This window comes from Pseudomaricurvus albidus, assembly GCF_018863235.1.
Taxonomy (GTDB): domain Bacteria; phylum Pseudomonadota; class Gammaproteobacteria; order Pseudomonadales; family Cellvibrionaceae; genus Pseudomaricurvus; species Pseudomaricurvus albidus.
Genome location: NZ_JAHKRS010000005.1, coordinates 71,460 through 84,592, shown reverse-complemented (window position 1 = coordinate 84,592; position 13,133 = coordinate 71,460). Strand labels below are relative to the sequence as shown.

At 51.2% G+C, this 13,133-nt stretch carries 10 protein-coding genes; 4 read left to right on the top strand and 6 right to left on the bottom strand.

The window, feature by feature from the left end:
* Positions 1-25 precede the first annotated feature (25 nt).
* Positions 26-1,120, top strand: coding sequence for a glutathione S-transferase (locus KOI40_RS10080; RefSeq protein ID WP_216097388.1), 1,095 nt, complete (start codon positions 26-28; stop codon positions 1,118-1,120).
* Positions 1,121-1,148: 28 nt separating this feature from the next.
* Here the strand turns inward: KOI40_RS10080 and KOI40_RS10075 are convergent, their stop codons facing one another.
* The 5 genes from KOI40_RS10075 to KOI40_RS10055 form a co-directional block, all read right to left on the bottom strand.
* The gene (locus tag KOI40_RS10075; RefSeq protein ID WP_216097387.1) at positions 1,149-2,114 is read right to left on the bottom strand and encodes an MBL fold metallo-hydrolase; all 966 of its coding nucleotides are present in this window, start codon (positions 2,112-2,114) and stop codon (positions 1,149-1,151) included.
* A 43-nt stretch (positions 2,115-2,157) separates the two neighbouring features.
* Positions 2,158-3,060, bottom strand: coding sequence for a bile acid:sodium symporter family protein (locus KOI40_RS10070; RefSeq protein ID WP_216097386.1), 903 nt, complete (start codon positions 3,058-3,060; stop codon positions 2,158-2,160).
* A 186-nt stretch (positions 3,061-3,246) separates the two neighbouring features.
* The gene (locus KOI40_RS10065; RefSeq protein ID WP_216097385.1) at positions 3,247-4,374 is read right to left on the bottom strand and encodes an acyl-CoA dehydrogenase family protein; all 1,128 of its coding nucleotides are present in this window, start codon (positions 4,372-4,374) and stop codon (positions 3,247-3,249) included.
* Positions 4,375-4,388: 14 nt separating this feature from the next.
* A complete protein-coding gene (locus KOI40_RS10060; protein WP_216097384.1) occupies positions 4,389-5,588 on the bottom strand; it encodes an acyl-CoA dehydrogenase family protein in 1,200 nt (399 codons plus the stop codon).
* Positions 5,589-5,641: 53 nt separating this feature from the next.
* Positions 5,642-6,793 carry an acyl-CoA dehydrogenase family protein gene (locus KOI40_RS10055; RefSeq protein WP_216097383.1) on the bottom strand — a complete coding sequence of 384 codons (1,152 nt, stop codon included), beginning with the start codon at positions 6,791-6,793 and terminating at the stop codon, positions 5,642-5,644.
* A 408-nt stretch (positions 6,794-7,201) separates the two neighbouring features.
* Here KOI40_RS10055 and KOI40_RS10050 point away from each other — a divergent pair, with 408 nt between their 5' ends.
* The 3 genes from KOI40_RS10050 to KOI40_RS10040 are packed head-to-tail and all read left to right on the top strand — an operon-like array spanning position 7,202 to position 12,478.
* Complete coding sequence (locus KOI40_RS10050; protein ID WP_216097382.1) at positions 7,202-9,088, top strand: acyl-CoA synthetase; 1,887 nt, start codon at positions 7,202-7,204, stop codon at positions 9,086-9,088.
* 26 nt (positions 9,089-9,114) lie between these two features.
* Positions 9,115-10,317 carry a 3-oxoadipyl-CoA thiolase gene (locus tag KOI40_RS10045; RefSeq protein ID WP_216097381.1) on the top strand — a complete coding sequence of 401 codons (1,203 nt, stop codon included), beginning with the start codon at positions 9,115-9,117 and terminating at the stop codon, positions 10,315-10,317.
* Between the two features lie 58 nt (positions 10,318-10,375).
* Complete coding sequence (locus tag KOI40_RS10040) at positions 10,376-12,478, top strand: 3-hydroxyacyl-CoA dehydrogenase NAD-binding domain-containing protein (RefSeq protein WP_216097380.1); 2,103 nt, start codon at positions 10,376-10,378, stop codon at positions 12,476-12,478.
* 327 nt (positions 12,479-12,805) lie between these two features.
* Here KOI40_RS10040 and KOI40_RS10035 read toward each other — a convergent pair whose 3' ends face one another.
* Positions 12,806-13,111, bottom strand: coding sequence for a hypothetical protein (locus tag KOI40_RS10035; RefSeq protein ID WP_216097379.1), 306 nt, complete (start codon positions 13,109-13,111; stop codon positions 12,806-12,808).
* Positions 13,112-13,133 lie beyond the last annotated feature (22 nt).

Sequence of the window (13,133 nt, the reverse complement as noted above, 5' to 3'; positions counted from 1 at the left end):
GACAAACACAACCAGCAAGAAACTTATGACTCAACATCAATTGATTGGCGCCGAAGTCTCCCTTTATACCGGGAAGCTTCGCTGCTATTTAAAATATAAAAACATTCCATTTGAAGAAGTCATTGCCTCTAAAGACGTCTATCGCGATGTCATTCTTCCCCGGACGGGCGTCAGCTACATACCGGTCTTCATTACCGAGGATGATGTTGCACTGCAGGACACCACAGAGATTATCGACTTTCTGGAGCAACGTTACCTGGAACACAGCATTTATCCCGACGGTGCCTGTCAGAAGCTGATCGCCCTGTTGCTGGAAACCTACGGTGACGAGTGGCTGGTCATTCCTGCCATGCACTACCGCTGGAATCTTGAAGAAAATCGTGAATTTGCCATTACGGAATTTGGCCGCACCTCTGCGCCGCAGGCTTCGGAAAAAGAACAACAGGCTATAGGTCAAGCCAACTCCAGGCCTTTTGCCGGCGCCCTGCCCCGTCTTGGTGTAATGCCCGAGAATATCCCGGCCATAGAAAGCAGCTATCTGGCATTACTGGCTGATCTGGACAAGCACTTCGAGCTATATCCGTTTTTGCTTGGCAGCCGGCCTTCGATTGGTGATTTTGGCTTGATTGGCCCGTTGTACGCACACCTTTATCGGGATCCATACTCGGGCCGTTTAATGGAACAACACGCACCGAATGTCGTTGCCTGGGTGAAGCGAATGATTGATCCCGAACCGCAGAGCGGAGATTTTCTGCCCGACGATCAGATTCCTGAAACCCTGCTGCCGATTTTGAGCAGGATGTTCTCAGAACAAGGGCCGGTGTTACAGGACACCATATCGCAGATCGCTAACTGGGCTGCGGCCCACGAAGAGAAATCACTGCCGCGAGCCATCGGTGAAAGCCCGTTTGTGATTGAGGGCATAAAGGGTACTCGTCTGACATTCCCCTATATGCAATGGATGTGGCAACGGTGTGTGGATGCGTACCAGCACCTTGATGAGAGCGAAAAAGTCCGGGCCGAACAGTTCCTGAACCCAGTTCCCGAAGCGATAAGGTTACTGAGCACGTCCATTGAACATCGGGTAAGCCGAGTGAACAACAAACTGACTTTGCTATAAGCAAAATACAGAGTCGTATGTAATCGTGTTATTGGTTTGCAGCGCTTCGGCGCTGTGACCAGACCACCAATCCCTGAGCATTGAGCCCCATATCAAAAGCGATGGTTTCCGCAGCCAATTCGCGCTCACACCCGTGAGCAATAGCCCGCTCCAGAGTGTATTCGGTCAGGCGGGTCTGTATAGACTCGAACAAGCCTTCCGCATCACTCATGTCCTTTTCGATCTCCATCACCAGCGCCACATAGTCATCAATCTGTTCCAGCAACTGGGGAGCAAGCTGCTCTGGCTTTTCCACCATACCGTAATGGGTGAGAAACATTCTTTCGGGCTTCATGGATATCAATTTGCCAATGGAGGCCTTCAATGCCTCCGGATCAAATTGAACGGGTGTTGTGGTAGGAAAGATAAAGGGCTGACCTTCAAGGACCAGCTCCCGATAGGCGATTCCAAAGGTGTCACCGGTAAAAAATCCCCTGCTGACCTCATCCCAGACACAGAAGTGATGATTGGCATGTCCAGGTGTATCCAGGAATTTGAGCGGTTTGCCTCCCAGCAATATTTCGTCACCATCTTCAGCAATTCGAATACGGGATTCGTCCACAGGGATCAGATCGCCATACATTTCCTGAAATGCAGCCTCGCCATAAACAGCCGTCGTCCCTGCCTGCAATTTCGTCGGATCGATCATATGGCGAGCACCCTTGGGATGTATGATCAGCTGTGCATCCGGTAGTTCCTGCATCAGCAATCCCACGCCGCCGGCATGATCCAGATGCACATGGGTAGCGATGACGTAGTCCACCTGCTCCGCCCGAATCTCCAGCTGGGACAGTACTGACATAATGGCCGGAACGCTGTGTCGAGTCCCCGTTTCGATAATGGCAGTAAGATCTCCGCGACGGACCAGATAACAGGCCGCCAATCCAATACGAACCATACCACTGTCGATCAGGAACACCCCGTCAACCAACTCTGTCGCCATGCCTTTATCCATGGTTCAACCCTGCTCCTACGGACTTATTGAATGTGTACTTCCATTATTCTGGCTGTAACTGCGGGGTACTTTTTCTTCGCCATACCACCAATGCCAATCCCAGGAAGGTCTGCAATGCACCATATAATAGCAAAGAGAAAAGAACAAAATTACCTACCGGATCTGCAACACCGTTCACTGTTGGAAATAATGACACTTTAATCAGCAACCCGAGATTGATATTCCGAACAACCACTTCCATTTCAATGGCTGTAGCATCTTCGCGAACGAGTCCAAACAGGCGTGGAAGAACCGCACCGATCGCCGCCAATACCAGAAAGAACAGGCAGACCAACGCCACATTCTCCAGCCCAAAGGCTTCGACATTGAGCCTTCCTGCGCCCGCAGAACCCACCACAATACACAGAATGGCAAACAGCGACCCGCGAATACCCCAGCGGGAAACCCACTCGGCAATGCCCGGTATAAATCTAAGAATCAGCATCCCCAGAACCAGAGGGATCAGAAGACAGAGGGTGATTTCAGTGGCAATCTGTCCAGCTGGCATGGTGAAGTCCGGTGGCATATAGGCGTTAATCAGAAAGCCCAAAATCAACGGAGTGGTAACCAGACACGCTACCGTCGTAAATGCGGTAACTGAGATCGACAATGGCACGCTGCCTTTAGCCAGATAAGTGAAAATATTGGAGACAGAACCACCCGGGATAGCTGCGATCAAGGCCAGACCGACCAATACCCCTCCGGTCAATCCCAGAGAAGCCATCACTGCAAAAGTCACTAAAGGCACTGCCATCAGTTGTATCAGGCAGCCCAGAGTGACCGCTTTAGGCGTTTTTAAAACCGTTTTAAAGTCCTGAACTTTCAGGGTCGCTCCCATACCCAGCATTGCCAAAAACAGCTGGACAGCCGCAAACCAGTACTCATTCTCGACATACCATTCAAACATCGTTTTCCCCGAGCAAAAGAAAGCATACTAGGAGACAGCATCTGCAGAGACTGTCTTAAAGGTGACATACTTTAACTGGCAGTTAAGGCAGGCATAAACAAAGATCAGAAAACCAACAAAAAAGGGGCAGTTGAATCTACAACTGCCCCTTTCTCGGTACTGAAAAAGCTTATATAAAATAAGGTCTTACAGTGCGGCGAAACGCTGGGTGTGGAAATCACCGGTACCGAACAACAGCTCGATCATGGTCAGACGCTTAAAGTAGTGGCCTATATCCAGTTCTTCAGTCACGCCAATACCACCGTGGATCTGAACAGATTCCTGCCCAATCTTGCGGCCGGCCTTGCCAATACGAGACTTCATCGCAGACACAGCCTTATCCGCTTCTGCCCCGCCTTGATCCAGTTTCATCGCTGCCATCAAAACAATGGACTTGGCCTGCTGGTGCTCAATAAACATGTCTGCCATACGGTGCTGCAGTGCCTGGAATTTGGCAATAGGCACACCAAATTGAACACGGGTTTTGCTGTATTCAACCGTTTTCTTGTAAGACATTTCCATGGCGCCCACAGCTTCAGCGCAGATGGACAAGATGGCACGGTTGATCACCTGATTCATAACCGGCAAAGCCTTACCTTCTTCACCCAACAGCTTGGCAGCTGGTACAGACACATTCTCCAGATGAACTTCGGCCGCACGGCCTCCATCCTGAGTCCGGTAGCTTTTGATGCGTACGCCGTCTGATTTGGCATCCACCAGGAACAGTGAGATACCCTCTTCGTCCGATTGATCACCAGAAGTTCTCGCGGATACAACAATGACATCTGCCGCACCACCGTTCAGCACAACCGCCTTATGTCCGGACAGAACGTAATTATCACCGTCTTTCCTGGCTGTAGTTGCGACATCAGCCAGATTGTAACGGCTCTGAGGCTCAGCATAGGCAAATGCCATTTGCAGACCGCCTTCCATAATTCCGCCAATCAGCTCAGCCTTTTGCTCATCACTGCCCGCCGCAGCAACCAGACCACCACCCATTACTGCGGTAGCCAGGAAAGGCTCAATCACAATCCCTTTACCAAATTCTTCCATCACAACCATCAGGTCGGTGGCACTGCCACCCAAACCGCCATCGGCTTCAGAGAAAGGCACCATCAACCAACCCAGCTCGGCGAACAACTTCCAGTTTTCTTCACTGTAACCGGTTTCGCTTTTCACCAGTTTCATGCGGGTGTCAAAGTCGTAATCGTTCTGAACAAACTTGGCGATGCTGTCCTGCAGCATTTGCTGCTCTTCGCTGTATGAAAAATCCATGATTAATCCTCCTCTTACAGGCCGAGAACGGCTTTGCAGATAATGTTTTTCTGTACTTCGTTACTGCCACCATAGATGGAGGTCTTACGATTATTGAAGTAAGTCGGAGCAGTATTCGCTGCGGAACCCGGGCCAACCCACTCGCCATCGAAGTCAATATCGAACTGCTCATCAAGGAACGGCACTGCATAGTAACCGGCAACTTCCATCTTCAATTCGTCAATGCCCTGAGCAATCTCGGTGCCTTTGATTTTCAGAATAGAAGATTCGGGGCCAGGGGCTTTGCCCGTACTGACAGCTGCCAGTGTGCGAAGCTCGGTGTACTCCAGAGCCAGAAGGTCAATCTCCAGCTCTGCAACTTTCTGAGCAAAAGCAGGGTTTTCCATCAGAGGACGACCAAAGTCATTGGTCTCACTGGCGGTTTTCTTCACACCTTGCAAGGCAACTTTACTCTGGGCAACCCGGGCAATACCGGTACGTTCATGGGTGAGCAGGACTTTGGCGTAAGTCCAGCCTTTACCCTCTTCACCAATGCGGTTTTCCACAGGGACACGCACATTATCGAAGTGAACTTCGTTAACTTCGCGGCGCTCATCCAGCATGTAAATTGGAGAAACCGTAATACCTGGAGTTTTCATGTCGATCAACAGGAAGCTGATGGCCTCCTGATTTTTTGCCTCACTACCACCGGTGCGCACCAGACAGAAAATCCAGTCTGCGTATTGACCGAGGGTCGTCCAGGTTTTGGTCCCGTTCACGACATACTCATCGCCGTCACGAGTAGCTGTGGTTTTCAGGGATGCAAGGTCAGAACCAGCATTGGGCTCGGAATACCCCTGACACCACCAGACGTTACTGTTGAGAATGTCTGGCAAAAAGCGTTTCTTTTGCTCTTCGTTACCAAAACCGTAGATAACCGGAGCAACCATGCTCATACCAAATGGAATCACACCCGGGGCACCTACTTTCGCACACTCATTGCTCCAAATGTATTTCTGGGTTGAAGTCCAGCCGGTACCACCGTATTCAACTGGCCAGTTCACTGCTGCCCAGCCTTTTTCAGCGAGGATCTTTTGCCAGGTTACAAAGTCTTCTTTTTCAAAATGCAGGTTTTTTTTCGCTTTTTCTGCAATGTTTGCAGGCAGCTTTTCTTTCAGAAACTGGCGTACTTCCTCTTGGAAGGCCAGTTCCTCTGCAGAGAAATCTACGTTCATTTTCTCTCTCCTTTCTGGTTTATAGTAAACGTGTGTCGGTTGGTAGTTTTCAGTTACTGCTTTTCTTTCACCATATTGCGGGCTATCACAATTTGTTGAATTTGGGAGGTTCCTTCGTATAAACGGAACAGGCGAACATCGCGATAAAAACGCTCCACAGCGTATTCCGAGATATAGCCAGCGCCACCATGAATCTGAACCGCACGATCAGCGACCCGGCCAACCATTTCGGTGCAAAACAACTTGCTGCAGGCGGCTTCAGTACTGACAGGCTCACCACGGTCGCGCTTGCGGGCAGCCTCCATCACCATGGATTTACCGGCGTAGGTTTCCGCCTGAGAATCCGCCAGCATCGCCTGAATTAACTGATGCTCACAAATTGGCTGACCAAATTGGGTGCGCTCCATTGAAAAACGCAAAGCATCATCAATCAACCGTTCGGCAACACCGACACTGACCGCAGAAATGTGCAAACGTCCGCGATCCAATACCTTCATCGCCGTGTAAAAACCTTTGCCTTCAACACCACCAATCAGACTGTCTGCCGGTACACGAACGTTATCGAAGATAACATCACAGGTATGAGAGCCTGCCTGTCCCATTTTTTTGTCTTTTGCGCCCAGGCTAATACCTTCGAGACCGGCTTCCACAATAAAAGCCGAGACACCTTTAGCCCCTTTAACACTGCTATCGGTACGGGCCATCACGGTAAAGGTACCCGCACGCGGCGCATTGGTGATAAAACGCTTGGTACCGTTGATAATATAGTGGTCGCCATCACGTACAGCAGTGGTTTTAACGGAAGCGGAGTCAGAACCCACATCCGGTTCAGTCAGGCAAAACGAGCCGATCAGCTCACCTGAGGCGTACTTCGGCAAGTATTTCTGCTTTTGCTCCTCAGTCCCATCGAACACAATGCCTGCGGAGCCAATGCCATTATTGGTGCCAATCAGGGAGCGAAACGCCGGGGAGGTTTTCCCCAGTTCCATGGCAACCAAAACTTCCTCTTCCATGGTGAGACCCAATCCGCCGTATTCCTCGGGAATGGTCAGGCCAAACAACCCCATTTCACGCATTTCTTCCACGACGGCATCGGGAATGGCGTCTTCTTCAGCGACTTGCGACTCAAGTGGCACCAGGCGATCTCGAACATAACGCGACAGAGTGTCTATTAGCTGATTAAGCGTTTCGTGGTCTCGAATCATTGCGGCTCTCTCTAGATTTTTTGGATATGTACTGTGCTTGGCCAAATTGCCTGCTTGCTACCGGCTTTATTGAAAACCTTGAGCGATGAATCTTTATTTGGGCAGTTTTTATGGCTTTCTTTCGCCTCAACGGTTAAATTTCAGACTAAAGTAAGGGCAAATACTAACAAGTAATTCCGCAGAGTGGAATTATCATCTCAATATTGTTTAGAATAAGCCACCTGTCCTATGGCGGGCAAAGCATCAAGCAACGCCAAAACGATAGACCTAAAGATTTTTAGAACAGAAAGACATAAGCAATCTACAGCACCCAATAATAAATCAGAGGCCAGTCCTCTTAGATTCAGCCCGGGGGCGGTTCAAAACCGGCCGGGCCAGGAATCCGCCCTTAAATTTGGAGAGAAACTGATGAATGCAGCACTGTCGCAAGGCCCCAGAGCCTCAGAAATGCATACCCTGAAGGTCATTGAGCAATTTGAGAAAAGCCCTCTTTCACAGCGCTACCCCTGGACCAACACCTACGATCTGATCACCAAAGCCTGTGAAAAGTGGGGAGACGACACCAGCATCGAGTTCTTGCCCACCGGAGTGGCTGGAGAAGCCGCAGAGTCCACCAGTTTCCGCCAGCTTGCCCGTCGCATTAATCAGACGGCAAACCTCCTGCACAGTATAGGTGTCAAGGAGAGAGATGCAGTTTCAATCATGATGCCTACCCTGCCAGAGACTTACTTTGCCATCTGGGGCTCTCAGGCAGCAGGGATTACCAGCCCTCTCAATCCGCTGCTGGATGCCCATCACCTGGCCGAAATCATGGGAGTAACCCAATCCAGGGTACTCATCACCACCGCCCCGATTCTGGGCAACAGCGAAATGTGGGACAAAGCGGTAGAAGTCGTGAAACAGGTACCGGCAATCACGCACATGATCATTGTTCAACGCCCGGGCATGACTGAAGCACTGCCGGAGGCTCCCAGAGCTGACGTGGAAATGATCGACTACAACGCAGTGATTGAAGAATACAACGACAGCAAACTGGATTCCGAGCGCCGCTTCCACGGCGACGATCCGGCGGCTTACATGCACACCGGTGGCACAACCGGACGCCCCAAGGTTGCTCAACTCAATCACAGCAACTTCGCCTTTGTCGGTCAGTTAACCACCGACATGGGTTCTGATGAGCCACGCTATACCAGTCCCTGTGCTCTGCCGCTCTTCCATATTTTTGGTCTGGTTGTCACGGGAGTCTCTGCATTTGCTGCCGGAATCAGACTCGTGATAATGACGCCAGCTGGTTTCCGCAACCCCAACGTCGTGGCAAACTTCTGGAATCATGTTGAACGCTTTCGCTTTAAGGGAGTGGCAGCCGTTCCAACTATTTTGTCGATTTTGTATGAAATTCCTGTTGGCGATCATGACGTTTCTTCTCTGGAAGAAGTGATTAGTGGTGCCGCACCGCTACCCGACCACTTAAAGGTCAATTTTGAGAAACGTTACGATTGTCGCGTTCGCAATGGTTATGGCATGACAGAAACCAGCGCTGTGTTGTCTTTGAGCCAAAAGGCGACGGAAGTACCACTGGGCAGCTGTGGCTTACGCCTGCCCTACGCTGAGAGAATCATTGGTCACATAGATGGTAATAAGCTCACCAAAATATGTGGCCCCAATGAAGCCGGAATTGTTCTGACTCGCGGTCCCAATGTGTTTGCCGGCTACCTCGAAAAAAGCGACAACGACAAAGCGTGGGTGGATGGTTGGTTCAACACTGGCGATATGGGCTATCAGGATGAAAATGGCTTTCTGTTTCTAACCGGGCGAGCAAAGGATCTGATTATCCGTGGCGGTCACAATATCGACCCCGCACAAATTGAAGAACCCCTGCTCCAGCACCCGGACGTCGCCGACGTGGTAGCCATCGGCCAACCCGATGCCCACGCTGGTGAGCTGCCCATCGCTTACGTAGTAGCAAAACCCGGACACCATGCAGATGTCGAGTCACTACTGGCTTACTGCCAGGAGCATATTTCCGAGCGTGCTGCCATCCCCAAGCGTATCGAAATCATTGATGCCATTCCACTGACCGCTGTCGGCAAGGTATTCAAACCACAGTTGCGTGAAATGGCCGCGGAATACGCACTTACTTCAGCCCTTGAAGAAATTGATGTTGCAGCCAGCGTCCGGATCACCACGGACCAACTGAAAGGATTGATTGCAACAGTCACACTGGAAAATAAAGACAACCTGGATACCGCAGAAAATGCCTTGCAGTCACTGCCATTCCACATTGACTTTGCCTGAATCAACGCTTGTCAGAGAAAATCATTATGTCTGAAGCCTATATCTACGATGGCGGTCGTACCGCCTTTGGCCGCCACAGCGGAGCCCTGTCTTCCGTGCGCCCTGACAACCTGCTGGCTCATGTCATTCGCACCCTGATAGAACGCAATAATTTTGAATCCAGTTTGTATGAGGATGTTATCGCAGGAACCACCAATCAGGCGGGAGAAGACAGCCGCAACGTCGCCCGCTTTGCCGGACTGCTGTCGGGCTTGCCTATTGAGACTGGCGGTCTGACAGTTAACCGCCTTTGTGGCTCCGGACTTGCCGCTGCGCTGGATGCTTCACGCTGCGTGAAAACCGGTGAAGGTGAATTGTTCGTAGCCGGTGGTGTGGAATCCATGAGTCGTGCTCCACTGGTGATATCCAAGGCAACCAGCGCCTTTGATCGCACTCAGGAAATTGCCGACACGACCATGGGAGCGCGTTTCACCAATCCCGAGATTGTGCGCCAGTTTGGCGGCCACAGCATGCCAGAGACAGCCGACAATATTGCCTCCGATCTGAACATCAGCCGTGAAGAAAGTGATATTTTTGCAGCGGCCTCGCAAGCAAAATACGAGTCTGCACGGGCCGAGGGCTTTTTTGTTGACGAAATTCTGCCCATCGAAGTGTCACAAGGCCGTAAAAAGCCTGCACTGACGGTTGATCAGGATGAACATCCTCGTCCGCAAAGCACCCTCGATGCCCTGAGCAACCTGCGTCCACTGTTCGAAGGCGGCGTAGTCACTGCGGGTAATGCATCCGGTATCAACGACGGCGCTTCGGCGGTAATCATCGGCAGCGAAAAAGCCGGCCAGGCCGCTGGCATTGCGCCCCGGGCTCGTATTCTCGCTGGTGCGATCGCAGGAGTAGAACCTCGGGTTATGGGATTGGGTCCGGTACCTGCTACACGCAAAGCCTTGCAACGCGCCGGTCTTACTCTGGATGACATGGACGTGATGGAATTCAATGAAGCATTTGCCACACAAGCTCTGGGTTGCATGAAGCAACTGGGCATCGCTTTTGACGATCCCCGTGTGAATCCCAACGGAGGTGCCATCGCTATCGGACATCCGCTGGGGGCGTCCGGTGCCCGTATTCTCTACACAGCCCTGCGCCAACTGGAACGCTCTAACGGCCGCTATGCCCTCGCCACCATGTGCATAGGTATTGGTCAGGGAATCGCCGTCGTTATCGAAAGACTTTAAAACACACACTTGAAAACATCTCACAAACACTGAACAGAACATCAACAGGAGAGAGTTTATGTCTGTCGTTACTTACACCCTTGAAAATGAAATTGGCGTTATTCGTCTGAATAACCCACCGGTCAATGCCCTGTCCCTCGCTCTGCGCAGCGGGATCCAGGATGCCATTCAAAACGCCCAGGACGATGCCAGTAAAGCACTGGTTATTATTTGTGAAGGTCGGACGTTTATCGCCGGTGCCGATATCACAGAGTTCGGCAAGCCCCCAATGGAGCCTTCCCTGCCTGCCGTCATTGAAACCATCGAGCAGTCCAGCAAACCGGTTGTTGCTGCTATTCATGGGACTGCGCTGGGTGGTGGCTTCGAAGTTGCGCTGGGCTGTCACTATCGTGTGGCGCTGAGCTCAGCCAAAGTTGGCTTGCCAGAAGTAAAACTGGGCCTGCTGCCGGGTGCGGGTGGCACTCAGCGTACCCCCCGTCTGGCAGGTGTTGAAGCCGCTCTGGACCTGATGACTTCCGGCAATCCTATTTCTGTGAAAAAAGCGCAAGCCATCAATCTGGTTGATGAAATTGTCGATGATAATCTGGAATCCGAAGCAATCGCCTTCGCACAAAAACTGATTGCCGAAAACGCACCCTTGAAGCGTATTCGCGATATCTCAATTGACCCCGCAACTGCACCTCAAGAATTGTTCGACGGTTACCGCAAGACTCTGGCCCGTCGCGCCCGCGGACAAATCGCACCTCAAAATATCATTGCCTGTGTGGAAGCCGCCGTTAATCTACCGATGGATGAAGGCCTGGCAACCGAACGCAAACTGTTTACAGAATGTCTGACTTCTCCTCAGTCTGCAGCCATGCGCCACATGTTCTTTGCCGAGCGTGAAGCCGCCAAAGTCAAAGGCCTGCCTAAAGACACTCCTCTGCGCCCGGTCAAGTCCGTGGGCATTATCGGTGGCGGTACCATGGGTGGCGGTATTGCAATGAACTTTGCCAATGTCGGCATCCCCGTCACACTGCTGGAAATCAACGATGAAGCCCTGCAGCGCGGTCTGGGCATTATTGAAAAGAACTACGCCATCAGTGCCAAAAAAGGCAAGCTGAGTGAAGATCAGATGAAACAGTGCCTGTCGCTGGTTAAAGGGACCACTGACTATCAGGATCTGGCCGAGGTCGATCTGGTGATCGAAGCCGTTTTTGAAAATCTGGACATCAAAAAAGAAGTATTCACCAAGCTGGATTCCGTGTGTAAACAAGGCGCAATCCTGGCCACCAACACCTCCTATCAGGATGTTGATCAAATCGCTGCCGCCACCAAGCGCCCTGAAGATGTTATCGGCCTGCACTTTTTCAGCCCCGCCAACGTCATGAAGCTGCTGGAAATTGTTCGCGGAGACAAAACCGCTGACGATGTCATTGCCACCTCCATGCAAATGGCTAAAACCATCAAAAAAGTACCGGTACTGGCTCGGGTTTGCTACGGATTTATTGGCAACCGCATGCTGCAACCTTACTTCCGCGAATCGCAGCTGTGCCTGATTGAAGGCAGCACGCCGGAAAAAGTTGACCAGGTGATGGAAAACTTCGGCATGGCCATGGGCCCTATTGCCGTGAGTGATTTGGCTGGTATCGATATTGGCTACAAAGCTCGTCAGGGCCTGACCGAAGAACAAAAGGGTCCAGCCAAAACGCACTGTGTGTCTGACGCCTTGGTAGAAATGGGTCGTTTGGGACAGAAGTCCGGCGCCGGTTTTTACACTTACGATCCTGAAACCCGCGCTCGTCAAAACGACCCTCTGGTCATGAAGATCGTTGAAGAGCAAGCCAAAGCCCAAGGTATCGAGCGTCGTGAACTGAGTGACGAAGAACAGCTGAATCGCATGACCTTTGGCCTGATCAATGAAGGCGCCAAGATTCTGGAAGAAGGCATTGCCCAGCGTCCTGGCGATATTGATGTCGTTTACATTTACGGCTATGGCTATCCGGTTTCCCGTGGTGGCCCAATGCACTATGCAGACAGCGTAGGCCTGAAAAAGATCTATGACACCATCTGTGAGTATCGCGAGCAGTACGGTGAAGTCTTCTGGCAGCCATCGGCTCTGCTGAAACAACTGGCCGAAGAAGGCAAAACCTTCGCACAGTGGGCTCAGGAAAACGCATAACGATCAATTCGTTGCTTTAGCTCAAGGCCTGTAGGACTTTCTGGTTCTACAGGCCTTTTTTTTGCCTCTTACTCCAGCCCCACCGCTCTGTCAGCACCTTTGGTTATCAAACCCTACCTATATTTTCCTTAGTGATATAAGCGCCTCTCTAAACACCTCATTTTTTTCTGTTCATAACGCCATGCACACTGGATGTTCAGTCACGATTCAGTATTTCGCGGACATACTGAGCCTACCTTTTCGGGAAAGGAGGTATTGAGCATGAAATCCTTAGTGCATTTAACGGGCAAGTCGAAACGGACCGCTGCGTTGGTTGTTTGTCTGGGGTTATTTGCTTTTATGAGTAGCCTTAACGCTAACGCCGATGGCCGTGGCTATGGCTATGGCTATGGCAAGCACCAGAAGCCACCGAAACACCATTACTCGCAGCACCACTATAAAAAATTCAGTCATGACAAACACTGGAAGCACCGCGACCATTATCGATACGATGACAGGAGGTACCGCTCCTCTTATGACGGGCGGGGATTTAGCTTCAATCTTTGGAGCTATCAACCAATCGAACCTCGCTACCGCTCGCATCGCCCTGATTACCATTATCACAACCATGGTGAGCGCTGCTACAGTAGACATACGCAACTGTATATAAACACTC